At 39.8% G+C, this 14,860-nt stretch carries 13 protein-coding genes; 7 read left to right on the top strand and 6 right to left on the bottom strand.

Translation table 11 applies throughout. The features are described from left to right. The first annotated feature begins 95 nt into the window (after nucleotides 1–95). On the top strand, nucleotides 96–1,910 hold the full coding sequence (locus tag DW103_RS00185) for a LysM peptidoglycan-binding domain-containing protein (protein ID WP_122273656.1): 1,815 nt from the start codon (nucleotides 96–98) through the stop codon (nucleotides 1,908–1,910). Then, nucleotides 1,907–2,572, top strand: coding sequence for a porin family protein (locus DW103_RS00180; protein WP_122273655.1), 666 nt, complete (start codon nucleotides 1,907–1,909; stop codon nucleotides 2,570–2,572). Before DW103_RS00185 ends, DW103_RS00180 begins: the two co-directional genes overlap by 4 nt. A 25-nt stretch (nucleotides 2,573–2,597) precedes the next feature. On the opposite strand, the gene DW103_RS00175 is transcribed toward DW103_RS00180, so the two are convergent. The 5 genes from DW103_RS00175 to DW103_RS00155 all read right to left on the bottom strand — a co-directional run bounded on the left by DW103_RS00175 (nucleotide 2,598) and on the right by DW103_RS00155 (nucleotide 6,203). Next, entirely contained in the window at nucleotides 2,598–3,056 is a 459-nt protein-coding gene (locus DW103_RS00175; RefSeq protein ID WP_122273654.1) for a DUF4293 domain-containing protein, read from the bottom strand. A 165-nt stretch (nucleotides 3,057–3,221) separates the two neighbouring features. Beyond that, nucleotides 3,222–3,554: a DNA-directed RNA polymerase subunit omega gene (locus DW103_RS00170; protein WP_122273653.1), complete on the bottom strand. Its 333-nt coding sequence runs from the start codon at nucleotides 3,552–3,554 to the stop codon at nucleotides 3,222–3,224. Nucleotides 3,555–3,578: 24 nt separating this feature from the next. Further along, nucleotides 3,579–4,388 (bottom strand): outer membrane protein assembly factor BamD, encoded by an 810-nt coding sequence (locus tag DW103_RS00165; protein WP_122273652.1) that lies wholly within the window; start codon nucleotides 4,386–4,388, stop codon nucleotides 3,579–3,581. A 66-nt stretch (nucleotides 4,389–4,454) separates the two neighbouring features. Continuing rightward, nucleotides 4,455–4,880, bottom strand: a complete 426-nt coding sequence (locus DW103_RS00160; protein WP_122273651.1) for an amino acid-binding protein — start codon at nucleotides 4,878–4,880, stop codon at nucleotides 4,455–4,457. A gap of 21 nt (nucleotides 4,881–4,901) precedes the next feature. Beyond that, a complete protein-coding gene (locus DW103_RS00155) occupies nucleotides 4,902–6,203 on the bottom strand; it encodes a phenylacetate--CoA ligase family protein (RefSeq protein ID WP_122273650.1) in 1,302 nt (433 codons plus the stop codon). A 144-nt stretch (nucleotides 6,204–6,347) separates the two neighbouring features. Here DW103_RS00155 and DW103_RS00150 point away from each other — a divergent pair, with 144 nt between their 5' ends. Then, nucleotides 6,348–7,499, top strand: a complete 1,152-nt coding sequence (locus DW103_RS00150) for an MFS transporter (protein ID WP_122273649.1) — start codon at nucleotides 6,348–6,350, stop codon at nucleotides 7,497–7,499. A gap of 16 nt (nucleotides 7,500–7,515) precedes the next feature. Here DW103_RS00150 and DW103_RS00145 read toward each other — a convergent pair whose 3' ends face one another. Further along, nucleotides 7,516–9,381, bottom strand: coding sequence for an FAD-dependent oxidoreductase (locus DW103_RS00145; protein WP_122273937.1), 1,866 nt, complete (start codon nucleotides 9,379–9,381; stop codon nucleotides 7,516–7,518). Between the two features lie 154 nt (nucleotides 9,382–9,535). Between DW103_RS00145 and cysK the strand changes: the two genes are divergently transcribed. The 4 genes from cysK (at nucleotide 9,536) to DW103_RS00125 (ending at nucleotide 14,853) form a co-directional block, all read left to right on the top strand. After that, complete coding sequence (gene cysK / locus DW103_RS00140) at nucleotides 9,536–10,483, top strand: cysteine synthase A (RefSeq protein WP_122273648.1); 948 nt, start codon at nucleotides 9,536–9,538, stop codon at nucleotides 10,481–10,483. A gap of 43 nt (nucleotides 10,484–10,526) precedes the next feature. Continuing rightward, the gene (locus tag DW103_RS00135; RefSeq protein WP_122273647.1) at nucleotides 10,527–11,801 is read left to right on the top strand and encodes a glycoside hydrolase family 76 protein; all 1,275 of its coding nucleotides are present in this window, start codon (nucleotides 10,527–10,529) and stop codon (nucleotides 11,799–11,801) included. Nucleotides 11,802–12,230: 429 nt separating this feature from the next. Continuing rightward, nucleotides 12,231–13,010 (top strand): CRISPR-associated endoribonuclease Cas6, encoded by a 780-nt coding sequence (gene cas6 / locus DW103_RS00130; protein WP_122273646.1) that lies wholly within the window; start codon nucleotides 12,231–12,233, stop codon nucleotides 13,008–13,010. A 19-nt stretch (nucleotides 13,011–13,029) separates the two neighbouring features. Then, nucleotides 13,030–14,853 carry a hypothetical protein gene (locus DW103_RS00125; protein WP_122273645.1) on the top strand — a complete coding sequence of 608 codons (1,824 nt, stop codon included), beginning with the start codon at nucleotides 13,030–13,032 and terminating at the stop codon, nucleotides 14,851–14,853. The last annotated feature ends 7 nt before the right edge of the window (nucleotides 14,854–14,860 follow it).

Genomic DNA, 14,860 nt, shown 5'->3' with positions numbered 1-14,860 from the left:
AAATCATGAACATCCTGTCACCCTTGTTATTTTATACTAGATATACTTTCAGTTTTTATTTCTATCTTTGTCCGGAAAATAATCCAAATCAGCAAATGAATAAGATTAGCACATACATATTAATGTTCTTCCTAAGCTTAGCCTGTACGTCTGTTTATGCACAAAATAATCAGTCGCGGGTTATTATTAGTAACGGACAAGACAATAATATATTTTATCATACAATCGAACGGGGACAGACCGTTTACGCGATTGCCACTATGTACGGAGTCAGCGTTGACGATATTTATCGCTTAAATCCGGGTAGTAAAGAATCCATCAAAGCCGGAGAAACACTTAAAATCCCGCAACGAAATCAAGCGACCAAAGTAACAACCGGAAAAAACAATGAAAATTATCTTTTCCATACTATTCAACCGAAAGAGACACTGTATTCATTGTCCATAAAATATAATGTTCCGGGTACTGCCATAATAAAAGCTAATCCGGGTTTGTCCACATCGACATTCAACATCGGTAAAATCATTCGTATCCCGACAACTCATATTGAAGAACTCCCGGCTACGGAAATTCAAACAGTCACAAAAGAGAAAGAAATTGAATATACTATCGCAAAAAAGGAAACGATGTATCGTATCTGCCGGAAGTTTAATATTTCCAGCTATGAGCTCATCAAGCGGAATCCACAACTGAAGGAAGGTGTGAAAGCCGGTATGGTAATTAAGGTTCCTGTAAAAACGGAAGAAAGCGTTACAACCGAACCGGTGATTCACCAGTCAAACGAAAGAGACGTAAACGCATTACTCTCCGCACCCAAAAACATCGAACAGGTAAATATGATTAAAGTAGTCATATTGCTGCCTTTCATGACAAACGAATCCCAACTATCACCGGAAACGGCTCGTTTTATCGAATATTACGAAGGATTTTTGTTGGCGATAGACAGTTTGCGTAATCAGGGATGTTCCATCGACCTATCTGTATACGATACCGGAAACGGTACAAAAAAAGTAAAAGAAATTCTGAAGGAAGATGCTCTGAAAGAAGCAAACCTGATTATTGGAGCCGTACAAAACGACCAGATTGGACCAGTTGCTGATTTCGCACAAAAAAATAATATCAAATACATCATACCTTTTACATCGAAAAATGATGATGTGCTCTCAAATGCGTATGTTTATCAGGTAAATACGCCTCACTCCTATCTGTATGCAAAAGCTTCACAGGCCGGATGCGACTTATTCGCCAATGATAATATCATTTTGCTGAATATCAAAGATGATAAAGAAAAAACAGATTTCATCAAAGCTTTTAAGGCCGAAATGAAACAACGTAATATTTCATTTACAGAAATGAGTTATGAAGGCGAGACTTTCCCGACCGACATAGAAGCAATGCTGAAAACAGACAAGCGGAACGTCATTGTCCCGACTTCCAGTTCACTGGAGGCACTCAACAAAATCAAATCACCGCTACGGATGTTGACTGAAACAAAACCGGAATATACACTGACAATGTTCGGCTATCCGGAATGGCAAACTTACACGCGTGAATGCCTCGATGACTTTTATGCATTAAACACTTATATTTATAGCAACTTCTATGCGGACAATCTTTCGAAAGAAGTATCCGACTTTTACACCAAGTATAAAACTTGGTACAGCAAAAATCTGATTAACATATACCCGAAATATGGTATACTCGGTTTTGATACCGGAATGTTTTTCCTCGGTGCCATGCAGAAATACGGCTCAAACTTTGAAAACAATCTGGATAAAATTCATTACAAAAGTATCCAAACTGGTTTTGATTTCCAACGGGTCAACAACTGGGGAGGTTTTATAAACACGAATATCTTTATTGTTCATTATCAGAGCGACTATAACGTAACCCGAAGCGAAGTAAGATGATAAAGAAACTTTTTATAACAGCTATTATCTGCCTGATTGCTATTGCCGGCATCCAGGCACAAAATAATACTTTCAAACAAGAACTGGCTCTCGGAGCCTCTTTCGGCATGAACTTTTCGACCGTGAGCTTTGCCCAGACACGGGTCAATACCAAAATGAAGCTCGGATATAACGGTGGTCTGACCCTTCGTTGGAATACTGAAAAGAATTTGGGATTACAAGGAGAACTAAATTTCACTCAACAAGGTTGGGATGAACAATTCGACGACCCGCAATATAAATATACACGTACGATTAACTATATAGAACTTCCCATTTTTACCCATATTTATTTTGGCAGCAAACGTTTTAAAGTATTTGTCAACTTAGGGCCCAAAATAGGCTATGCATTTAGCGAAAGTACGGATGAAAACTTGAACGGAGCTACTCCCAACAATGAGAACACACAACATGGAATACCTGTCGAGAAAAAATTCGATTGGGGATTGTGCGGCGGACCGGGTATCGAACTACGTACAGGTATCGGCTATTTTTTACTGGAAGGGCGCTATTATTACGCATTGGGAGATATTTTCAATAGCCGTAATGAAGATTATTTTGCAAAATCATCCAACCAAGTGATATCTGCCAAAATTACTTATATGTTGCCTCTCTTCAAATAAAAAATAGCCTCCTATTGCTTACTCCTTATCTCAAACGGTTCAACGAACGGACTAAAGCTTCATCCGCTCCAATATTCCGGATAGCCAGATAATCTAATATCAAACTAATAAGAGGAAATGAGAGTGCAAATTTTACAGATAAAGTAATATCCATCTCTCCTTTAATCGTCCAAACGAAAAAAACAAACATTCCATAAAAGCCCAACATTAAAATGGCATTAAACACACACAGACGAATCTGAAGTATTCTTTTCTTGAAAAGGAAAATCGTCAAAAGTGCAAGTAAAGCGATAACGGCAGTCAGAGCAAACAGTCCCCAAGTGGGATAAACAAGTTCCGGCTGGACAGCCATCGTGCTCAGCCCGGTAGCATCGAATGATAACAACTCTTCGCCAATCTGTAACACTGCAAGAGGCAAAAACAACATGGCGACAGACAATGCCACGATTATCAACAAATAAATAGTTTGTATTCTTTGTAACATATACTTATTATTGAAAGTATAGAATCAAAAGTCGGAAATTGAAAAAAGAGCAATTGCCCAAACCAAGCCGGTTTTTAAATTACTGCTTGCCATGCAATTGCTCTTTATGTCTGATAGAAAACCAAAACGTTTAGTTTTCAATTTTCAACTCTAAAATTCCAATTATTAGAAATTATTTTTTTCTTTAGCAGGGTTCTTATAATAGACTTTCCCTTCTTCATACTCCTGAGCAGCAATCAAAGTTGGTTTCGGGAGCTTCTCATAGTAACGTGAAATCTCAATCTGTTCTCTGTTTTCGAAAACCTCTTCCAAGTTATCGTTGAAAGAAGCAAACTCTTGAAGCTTCTTTTCCAAATCCTGTTTCATCTCAACAGAAATCTGATTCGCACGCTTACCAATAATTGCAACTGTTTCGTACACATTGCCCGTATCAGCCGACAGCTTCATCATGTCGCGGGTAACAGTATTCGACGGAGCGTTAGTTTTTCTGTAATCCATACTTACTTTTATTGATTAATTTCGTTAATACGTATCTGTTATTCTTTTATTGGCATAGTCATAGAACCTCTGCACCTGTTTTATATACTTACCTTCAGGATACTCGTTCAGATAATTGTAATATTCATCCACAACATCACGATAACGGCCCTGTAACTTTTCTTCCACACTGACAACAGCCAATTCAAACTTCGAGCGAATGACATAAAACATAAACTCTTCACGATACTTGGAATAGGGATAATTCTTCAAAGCATTCTGCGCGGTAATCACACACGACAAATAGTTGTTACCCATATAAGTACCGAGGTTAAAGTACAAACGGACAGCCAGTAATTCCTTATATGCAAGTTTTTCCTGCAATTCGAACATAATATCCTGGGCTTGTTTGGACCGTTCACTCTGCGGATAATATTCCAGATAAAGCTGCAATTGATTAATAGCCTCATACGTTTGTGCTTGGTCCAGCCGAGGATCCGGAGAATCCAAATACAAACCATATCCGGAGTAGAAACGTGCCATTTCGGTATATTCACCTTTCGGATAAGTTGTATAATAAGTATTAAAATATTGCGAAGCAGTCTGATAGTCTTTTTGGCCGTAATAGCTTTGCGCCAGCAAATACAATGATTCTTCGGCAAAAGCTGTTCCTTTAAAAATAGGAACCAATTCATCCAGTAAAGTGGCAGACTTTGAATATTGCTTAGCATTAAAATATTTCTTCGCATACGAATATTTCAATTCATAGTCTGTACTTTTCAATATCTTATTATACTCCCCGCAGGAAGTCAACAAGACACCAATCATCATCAATAAAAATACAACCTTTTTCATTCACATACTTTTAGCGCGCAAAGTTACGGTTTTCCAACAAATAAACGAAGCGCTTAACGTTAATATTTACAACTTATATAAGTCGCTGGCAGCAATAAGCTCCAGTTTATTGGCTTTTAGAACCTCCGCACACTTTTCCACATTATCCGGACGGATAATTACATTTGCAGCTTCTCCTTGCGAAAACGCATACATATATTCTATAAAAATACCGGCCGAAGTTATGATATCCATTGCTTTAGCCAGCGCGCCCGGCTGGTTGGGACAATGCAAACAAACGACATCGGCTATGCTTACGGCATATAATTTATCACGCAGCACTTTGATAGCCTTATCTGTATCCGACACAATCAAACGCAAGATACCGAAATCCGAGTTTTCCGCAACTGTGAAAGCAGACATATTCACGCCGGCTTCACCTAATATCTTTGCCACTTCCGTAAAACGGCCTTTCTTATTTTCAAGAAAGATTGATAATTGTTTGATTAACATAGCATTCTAATCTTTAATGGTTTATACTAATTTACGATTGTCAATTACATGTTTGGCTTTTCCCATACTACGTTCGATACTACGCGGTTCGACAATCTTAATATCCGGTTGCAAGCCGATAACACTCTGCATACGGTTTGCGATTTTCTTTTTCAGTGCAAGCATTTTGTTTATCTCGTCCGAATAATATTCCTGACGAACTTCCACCTGTATCTGGAACGTATCCGTATTATTTACACGGTCCACTACAATCAAGTAATGCGGTTCGAACTCCGGCATTTCCAGAATAACAGATTCTACCTGCGACGGGAACACGTTCACGCCACGGATAATCATCATATCGTCACTACGTCCGAGAATACGTCCCATACGTACGGCCGTACGGCCACAGGTACATTTTTCATAGACAAGATGCGTCAAGTCGCGCGTACGGTAACGAATCATCGGCATACCTTCTTTTGTCAGCGTAGTAAATACCAATTCTCCTTCCTGTCCAGGTTCTACCGGCTGTAAAGTTACCGGATCTACAATTTCCGGAAAGAAGTGGTCTTCCCAAAGATGCGTACCATTCTGGCATTCGCATTCTCCACCTACTCCGGGACCGCATATCTCCGTCAAACCATAAATATCATAAGCTTTGATATTAAGCTTTGCTTCCAGTTCCTTCCGCATATTTTCCGTCCAAGGTTCGGCTCCGAAGGCTCCGACACGCAATTGGAATTCTTCCAAAGGAATACCCGATGAATGAATTGTTTCGGCCAGATACAGCGCATACGAAGGCGTACAAGCCAAACCTTTCGCTCCGAAATCATGCATCAATTGTATTTGTTTCTGCGTATTTCCACTGCTCATCGGGATAACGGTTCCTCCGATATTTTCCACACCTCCATGTGCACCCAAACCTCCGGTGAACAGGCCGTATCCATAGGAAACCTGTACGGAATCATTCTTAGTCAAACCGTAAGCTGTCAGGCATCGTGCCACGACTTCCGACCAAATGGACAAGTCTTTCCGGGTATATCCTACCACAATCGGCTTTCCTGTCGTACCCGAAGAGGCATGCAAACGTACAATTTCAGACATAGGCACGGCCATCAGTCCGAAGGGATAATTATCTCGTAAGTCCTGTTTAACGGTAAACGGGAGCTTAACAATATCGTCAATCGATTGAATGTCGTCCGGTATAATTCCCATTTCCTGCATTTTCTTACGATAAAATGGAGAATTATGGTAAACGTGTTCAACAACTCGCTTTAAGCGAATACTTTGTAGTTTCCGCATTTCCTCGCGGTCCATACATTCAATTGTTTCATTCCAAATCATGGTATTAAGTCTGTTATCTTTTAATTGTTAGTAGTCTAAATCAACTGCAAAGTAATAACTTTTTTAGAAACTGGCAATGAATAAGGTTCTTTTTGCAACACTAAACCCAAAGGATTAATACCTTTGTAGTTTAAAAGACACATTATGAAACGAAATATATTGGCACTTTACCTGATAAAGCTTTCCAAATGGTTCACCTTGGTAATGCCTATTATCGTGCTTTTCTATGAAAAACACGGATTAGGATTACAGGATGTATTTATCTTGAAAAGTGTCTATTCGGTAGCAGCCGTCGCACTGGAAATACCATCCGGTTACCTGGCGGACGTTTGGGGGCGACGCAAGTGCCTGATACTTGGTTGTATCCTCTTCTTTTTCGGGTATCTTTGCTACTCTTTCACTTCTACATTCGAAGCTTTTTTATTTGCGGAAATATTGTTGGGTACCGGTCAAACTTTAGTGAACGGGGCCGACTCCGCCCTGCTTTACGATACGACGGCACAATATAAAAAAGAGAACCTTTATCTTCGTTATGAAGGACGTATCACCATGATTGGTAATTTTGCCGAAGCAATTGCCGGTATTTTCGGCGGATTGCTGGCTGCATATTCTCTGCGCCTGCCTTTTTATGGACAAGCTATTATAGCTTTTACCGGTATTCCGGCCGCGCTTGCACTAAAAGAAGTAAACCGAAACAATAAAATACAAAATCCGATAAACGAAATCATCCGGATTATTAAATATTCACTGGTCACCAATAAAAAACTTTGTTATAATATTATGTTTTCAGGTATTATCGGAGCTGCGACTTTGACTATGGCTTGGTTCGTACAGCCCGTTTTAATGTATCTGAAAACCCCGGTTTCTTGGTACGGGGTTATCTGGACCGTACTAAATCTGACGGTAGGTCTGGCCGCTCTCTGGTCGGACCGGGTTGACAATTATTTCGGACCGAAAAAGATGGGCATTCTGATTTTAACGGTTATCGTAGGCGGATATATTGCTCTGGCTTACAATCTATCGTATGCCGGATTAGGCATTCTGATGATTTTTTATGTCTGCCGGGGCTTCGCAACGCCCATTTTGAAAGGCTATATCAACCAGATGACTTTTTCGGAAATGCGAGCAACAGTACTCTCCATACGTAATTTCATCATCCGGTTGATGTTTGCCGCTATTGCTCCGTTTATCGGTTGGCTGAATGATATGTATTCGTTACAAATGGCTCTGTTGGTGTCTGCCGGGATTATTTTGATACCGGGAGCTTCATTCCTGGCCCTGCAATTAAAAAAATAATCCGTTTTTACCCGTTTTATTTCAGAACCGGCTTGGTTGTAAGCGTTCCACCCTCATTGTACTGCTGATTGTTGGGAAGTCCCTTCCTGCCGACTCCTTCCTTCATCAGCTCCTTCAAATCATTCAGGTGAGAACGGTAAATGCCGCGGGGAGTCTCCTCGTATTTTTTACACAAAGATGCTGCCATTCCTACAACTTCGCCCATCATACCTGTTGTACGCATCACACGGACAGTACCGAGAGCAACATGCGTCACACTGATATTCCGGCCTGCCATAAACAAATTATCTATATTCCGGGAGTACAAACAACGGTATGGAATTGGATATGGATAAATATCAATATGTTTAGCTATCGATTTAAACTCTTCACCGGGGAAATTCTCCGTATTTTTAGGGTCCGGATAATGCAAATCGATGCTCCAGGTAGAAGCCGCCGTACCGTCTTCATGCGCAACATTTTTACGAATATCATCTTCCTTCAATATATAATCCCCCATCAAACGACGAGACTCACGCTTACCGGAGATATACGCGACCCAACCCAATTTACGATTTTTATATTGCAAATTTTCTTTCAATCCATTTTTCAAAAAACTCCAATTGGAATAAACTACCAGCAAACCATAATCACGGATACGTTCGAAATCTTTTATCTGGTCATAATTCATGCCGGTTTCCCAAGTCCATTCGCCCATCATCACCTTTTCGCAGTTTTTATCATTGAACTCCACCCCGTAATTGAAGAATGGAAACGGTACAGGCTTCTTATCATCCTCCGAATACCATTGAACAGAAGCCCCCATCGTCATTTTATCGGCTTTTTCAGGAGCTGTGCTTTCACCGAATTCATCACGGGCTTCGCGTCCCATCCGGTAGTCGGCTCCAGCCAGATAACCAATCGCCCCATCGCCCGTACAATCGGAAAAGACCGGTGCTTCAAAACTTCGTTCCTCCCCACTCTCTATATGCCGGGCTATCACGGAACGAATTGCTTGTCCGTCCATATCAACGCCGATAGCACGGTAATTGGAAAACAAAGTGATATTTTTTTCATTAGCCACTATCTCGGCCTTCTTGTTATCCTCATAATAATCACCCGGCTGGGCATTTCCTCCTTTCGTCGGGCCGAATTCCTTCTGAAGATTACCTAATTCTTTATAAGGGCCAGTTTCAATCCTGCCCCCCAAATGTACACGTATTTCAGAGCTGTTATTTCCTCCCAAAACAGGACGGTCGTTTATCAAAGCCACCTTACAGCCGAGACGTGCAGCAGATACAGCCGCACTGATACCGGCAACTCCTCCCCCTACGACCACCAAATCAAACTTTCCGGCATCGACCGGTTTTTCCGGCATGTTCAAGGCTTTTCTGCGAAAAATATCCAATGCCGCCACATCCGACGGAGGTATTTTTCCCTCTTCCGTTGTAAAATAAATAGCATCGCAGCGCCCGTTAAAACCTGTCAGGTCATGTAATTTCAAAACAGTCTGACAATCTTTTATCGAAACCCTCCCGGCAAGTTGCCACATCCAAGCCGTTCCTTCTGCACCCAAAGGAGAAAGCAATTTCTTATTACCGACCGTCAAACTGAATTTTCCGGGGCCTTCCCCTTTCTTCCAGGGAGAAGTCCAATTAAACGTGCGTACATATACATAATAGATACCCGCTTCGGGAAAAATCACTTTTGTCAGAGCATCTTCTACCGGGACCCCCATCCCATGCGCCATCAGATAAGGCGACCCCATCAAATCCATAAACTGTTGATCGACCACCCATCCCCCTTTGTGCTCAAAACTTTCAGCTTCGACAAAAAGTTCTGCAGCATCCGGACGAATGAAAGCCCAAAGAAATAACAGAAAAATAAGCAGACGCGTCTTCATAAAATATTTCATTTAAATTGTTACAAATATAACGGAAAGAAATGAAAAAAACATATCGATGAAAAGTTAATTCGATTGAGACAAAGACTACAAAGTTTTTTAAGTTGTATCTTTGTATGAGGAAAACAATAAATGACAGCTAAAAATAAAGATTATGGCAAACATAGCAAAAAAATTAACCGATTTGGTAGGCAACACACCGTTGCTGGAATTTTCCAATTTCAACGCCGGCACAGGGCTGAAGGCAAAAGTAATCGGCAAACTGGAATATTTTAACCCAGCAGGCAGCGTAAAAGATCGTGTTGCCTTAGCCATGATTGAAGATGCGGAAGAAAATGGACTCTTAAAACCAGGTGCAACTATTATTGAACCGACCAGCGGAAACACAGGTGTAGGGCTGGCTTTTGTTTCAGCAGCGAAAGGATATAAACTTATATTAACCATGCCGGAAACGATGAGTATCGAACGTCGTAATCTGCTGAAGGCACTCGGTGCAAACCTTGTCCTAACCCCAGGAAGCGAAGGAATGAAAGGAGCCATAGCTAAAGCAGAAACCTTACGGGATGAAACTCCGGGCTCCGTTATCCTTCAACAATTTGAGAATCCGGCCAATCCGGCCAAACACATGAAAACAACGGCACAAGAAATCTGGCGCGACACAGACGGCAATGTCGATATTTTCGTTGCTGGTGTCGGTACGGGCGGAACCGTCAGCGGTGTTGGCCGCGGACTCAAAGCACACAATCCTAATGTAAAAATCGTTGCGGTAGAACCCAGCGACTCACCGGTCCTTTCAGGCGGGAAACCAGGCCCGCACAAGATACAAGGCATCGGTGCAGGTTTCATACCGAAAACGTATGACGGAACTGTAGTCGACGAAATTATCCGAGTGGAAGGCGACGACGCCATCCGTACATCCCGTGAACTGGCACAAAAAGAAGGGCTGTTGGTCGGTATCTCTTCCGGAGCAGCCGTTTACGCAGCTGTGGAATTGGCTAAACGCCCGGAAAATGCAGGAAAAACGATTGTAGCATTACTTCCTGACACAGGCGAGAGATACTTATCGACAGTTTTGTACGCATTTGAAGAATACCCTCTCTAATATTTCCTCATATTTGTTTTTAAGATAAACATATAACAAAAAAATGAAGACACTTATATTTTCAGCTTTATGCCTCGCCACCACCTTTTGTATATCCGCATCCGGCAATGCTCAGAACAAAGTAAACATGCCGGAGAGCGTACCCTCTTACACAAATGCGGATACATGGGCGGCTTATGAGGCATTCAACACCTATTTGCTTGACCCAGAAAAGAATATCTACAAGGAATTCACAACAGACGCAGCCGCAGTTGAACGCCTGAAAGGAGCTGCCGCCATCTGGACGCAACCGATGTACGTGGATATGGCACTAAACGCCTATAAACGGGCCAAGAAAGAAGGCAACAGGAAACTAGCCAAGAAATATAAGAAATTTTCGAAAGATTTGCTTGCCGGTAATAAAGCACACTACGTAAACTTCAACTTCGACGACCAAAACATACCCAGAGGATGGTTCATTTATGACGATATCATGTGGTGGACCATTACACTGGCACGCGCATACGAAACATTAGGCGATAGAAGTTACTTGGAAGACTCGGAAAGGAGTTTCGCCCGCGTATGGTACGGTTCCCCGAAAGAATTAGGCGGCATAGGCGACCATGGTTCGTACGATTCAAAAACCGGCGGTATGTTTTGGGATTGGGACCAGAAAAATCCGGGAGACAATACCGGTCACTATCAAAGTGCTTGTATCAATTTCCCGACAGTAGTGGCAGCCATGACCTTATACAACAATGTCCCCAAAGGTAGAAAAGCAATCACCGGTTCCCCCCGTCCGGAATATCAGACAAAAGAGCAATACTTGGAAAAAGCGAAAGCCATCTATAAATGGGGTGTCGATAATCTGTTCGACCCTCATACAGGCATTATAGCCGACGGTCGTCACGGGAATGGCGAACCAGCATGGGGACATTGTTTGGTGTATAACCAAGCAACTTTTATCGGAGCTTCCGTCCTGTTATATAAGGCTACCGACGAGGAACAATATCTGAAGAATGCAATTCTTGCAGCCGACCATATCCTCAATGTTCTTTCAGCCCCATTAGGTTTGCTACCTTTCAAGCAAGGCGTCGAACAAGGTATTTATACGACTATTTTCTCTCAATACATCGCTATGTTAGTTTATGATTGCGGACAGTCACAATATCTGCCTTTCATCCATCGCACCATAAATTACGGTTGGATGAACCGTGACGAAAGTCGGAACCTGACAGGTGGCGACTATTCTAAAAAATGGGAGAACGGAGCTAAAATCGAGAGCTATTCAGCTTCAGGTATTCCGGCACTCATGTTACTTTTCCCTGCAGAAAAGTAAAAAAGAATTACGAAAACTATATTTTCTCTACGCTCCTTCAGATTACTTTATTTTATGTAGTTCTGGAGGAGTTTAATTTTTCAATTAATCCGGGAAACAGATATTCTTAAAATATTATTTTTCTCCCAACCAACATTTCCGAAAGAAAGTCATGACAGAGTCTTTCACCTATAATAATCAAAGGAACAGCAATTTAAACTAAAAAACCACATGGATCAAAAATAAAAATCATTTCTTTGTAATTTATCAGCTCAATCTGTTGGATATATTATTTTATTCTTTTAACTTTGTGGATATAATAGTATTTTTGTTTATATCTGATTTATCCTTATATAAGGAACTATAATTTCTCATTCTTTTTCACAAAGTGAAGAATTTTTAATCATAATAGCGTTCAAGTATAAACAACCAATCTAAATTTAGTACAATATGAGATTAAACCTAACATTACAATTAGTCACAGGAAATACACTACCTTGCAATTACATGTACGAATTGTCAAGCTGCTTATACAGAGTATTAAACGAAGGGAATACTGAATTTGCAACTTGGTTACATGATACAGGATTTTGTAAAGAAAAGAAAGCATTTAAATTATTCACATTTTCACATTTACACATTCCTCGTTTCCAGATTGAAGAGGACCGGATTCATCTATTAGCGGATTATGTCCAGCTAACAGTCTCCTTCTTTCCTATCAAAGCAATAGAGAGCTTTGTGTTAGGTATCTTCCGAAACCGCAGATTAGAGATTGGTGACAAAAAGTCACATGTGGTATTTGAAGTTACTGCCGTGGAGCAGGAGACAGAACCTACGTTTACTTCTTGCATGACTTTTAAAACCATCTCACCCTTATTTATAGAGGAACAATTTCCTGATAGTAATCGCACAATTCATTTGTCCCCTTCTGATCCGAAGTTTATAGAACTGTTACATCTTAATTTGCTGGATAAATATCGTGCTTTCTATAATCTGGAGCCAAATCCTTCTTGGTCAATGTCTCATTTAGCCATATTGTCGCCTCCCAAATCTAAAACAATAACTCTTAAAGCAGGAACACCTCAGGAAATTCGCATGAAAGGTTATCTGTTCTCCTTTAGATTGGAAAGTGAACCGGAACTTTTACGCCTCGGCTATGCGGGTGGATTCGGACGATTGAACAGCCAAGGATTTGGATGTGTGAAAATCATAGAAAGAATACAGAAATAAAATAAATCACAATAATAATATGATTCTAGAAATTAACAATTTTATGAATGCTCTTTCTCCCGATTTGAAACAAATAGGACTGAAGGCAAAAGAGGGATTGCATGTTCTGTTAAAAATACAGGAAAAAGATGGGAGGATTTTTATGGACCAGAATTCTGTTGAAAAAGTATGTTTAACACGAAAAGCAACAGAGTTCGATGGAGCGTTTTTGCAAAAATGTGCAAAACTGGTACAAGTAGCTTGGTGTGTAAATACCAATAAATGTTTTGATTTGCCGGCAAAAGGAATTCATTCTTGTTCCCCTTATTGTGTAGCGTTAAAACGAGAATCTTTAGAAGGCGGAGGAAAATATACGAAAGACAAGACAAAAATATATGATCGTATCAATTCTTATTTTGCAAATGCTTTGGCTCTTGTAGAGGATGATTCTGAAAAAGAAAGATTAAAAGTCTTTCAGAATTTCATTAATTCAAAAGAAAAACTGGAAAATCTGTTAAGAAAGTCAGAAATTGATTTCAATGAAATCAAGGATAAAGAATATATCATTTTGTATCTGGATGAAGAAATCGATAAATACAACCGGGTAAATGAGCGGTATTTGAGTGATAAACTTTTCAATACCAATGAATATAATATTGAAGTCGATGGTGAGATTTTTGGAACCAGTGATTTCTTGAATGGTTTTCCTACGAAAAAGCCTTTTTTATCACATCAATCGGCCAGTTTCAATATTGCTGGACGTATTTCAGGAAAAATGGCTCGTAACTTATATGAATTTCAAGATCTCATGGGAAGGAATATATTACCTCGCCCCTTACCCCTATTTATCTATCAAGATGAGTTACAGGAAAAATATATCAGGATTTTTGATAAATCTTTGAAAGAAGGAACTCGGATTGGATATCGGGATATTATTCGCAGCCTATATACCAATCATCAGGAAGATTTAAAAAATTATTACCTGCTTTATTATTACGGAGGAACAATTTGTGATTTTGATTTTGTTTCAAAATTCCGTTATCGATTGTTTAGCAAGGAACAAGAGTATTGGGAAATAAAAGATCATTTCAATATATCTTTCAGAGAAAAGATATATAATGTGTTCGAACTGGAAGAGAAAGTATTACGTATCCTGTTTAACAATTCATTGATAGTTACAACAAAAACAGGAGATCTGTTATGTAAGTATTTTGATGAACTAGATGCGAAATACTGTAAATCAGAAAATAATTATCTTTTGATACTAAAATACCGGAAAGCCTTTTACGATTATATTTATAAATCAAGAACACAAGCGATTACGCGTTCTATATTTGAATCAATCCTCCTTTCAGGAATATTAGATGACATTCGACAAGATGAGAGATATAATATTCTGGCTAAAATGAATATATGGTTCAGTTTAGCTGAAAAATTTGACTTACAAACTAAAAATAAAGATACTATGGCTGATAAATTGGAAGAAAACAGAGAATTAATGACAGCTTTAAAGAAAGGAAAAGTAAAATTGCAGAATGATGCACAATATGCTTTCGCTGTCGGACAGGTAATTTATTATCTGTTGAGTAAAAGTAAAACAAGTGATAAAAGTTACAAACGGCTGGAACCATTCTTGCAACAGGTACATGCATCCGAATTGAATAAAGCTATTGCGCGACTTTTTGACACTTACAAGCATGAGAATTTTTCGGCAAATTTCAAATATCCTTTCGCTTCGGTTATGGCTTACGAAACAAAAGTGAATATGCGGGAATATATGCCTATGATGCTTGCAGGTTTCTTTTCGGAAAATCAACTCTTTGCAGAAGATAAATCAGATGTAGTCAACGATGATGAAAACTAATTAATAT

Source organism: Parabacteroides sp. AM08-6, assembly GCF_003473295.1.
GTDB lineage: Bacteria > Bacteroidota > Bacteroidia > Bacteroidales > Tannerellaceae > Parabacteroides.
The sequence above is the reverse complement of the archived record's forward strand: the minus strand, read 5'-3'. Positions and strand labels throughout refer to the sequence as shown.

Coding starts and splice junctions, on each gene's coding strand:
- DW103_RS00185 (WP_122273656.1), top strand. CDS start 96: ATGAATAAGATTAGCACATACATATTAATGTTCTTCCTAAGCTTAGCC.
- DW103_RS00125 (WP_122273645.1), top strand. CDS start 13,030: ATGATTCTAGAAATTAACAATTTTATGAATGCTCTTTCTCCCGATTTG.
- DW103_RS00135 (WP_122273647.1), top strand. CDS start 10,527: ATGAAGACACTTATATTTTCAGCTTTATGCCTCGCCACCACCTTTTGT.
- DW103_RS00170 (WP_122273653.1), bottom strand. CDS start 3,554: ATGGATTACAGAAAAACTAACGCTCCGTCGAATACTGTTACCCGCGAC.
- DW103_RS00175 (WP_122273654.1), bottom strand. CDS start 3,056: ATGTTACAAAGAATACAAACTATTTATTTGTTGATAATCGTGGCATTG.
- DW103_RS00155 (WP_122273650.1), bottom strand. CDS start 6,203: ATGATTTGGAATGAAACAATTGAATGTATGGACCGCGAGGAAATGCGG.
- DW103_RS00150 (WP_122273649.1), top strand. CDS start 6,348: ATGAAACGAAATATATTGGCACTTTACCTGATAAAGCTTTCCAAATGG.
- cysK (WP_122273648.1), top strand. CDS start 9,536: ATGGCAAACATAGCAAAAAAATTAACCGATTTGGTAGGCAACACACCG.
- DW103_RS00160 (WP_122273651.1), bottom strand. CDS start 4,880: ATGTTAATCAAACAATTATCAATCTTTCTTGAAAATAAGAAAGGCCGT.
- cas6 (WP_122273646.1), top strand. CDS start 12,231: ATGAGATTAAACCTAACATTACAATTAGTCACAGGAAATACACTACCT.
- DW103_RS00180 (WP_122273655.1), top strand. CDS start 1,907: ATGATAAAGAAACTTTTTATAACAGCTATTATCTGCCTGATTGCTATT.
- DW103_RS00145 (WP_122273937.1), bottom strand. CDS start 9,381: ATGAAGACGCGTCTGCTTATTTTTCTGTTATTTCTTTGGGCTTTCATT.
- DW103_RS00165 (WP_122273652.1), bottom strand. CDS start 4,388: ATGAAAAAGGTTGTATTTTTATTGATGATGATTGGTGTCTTGTTGACT.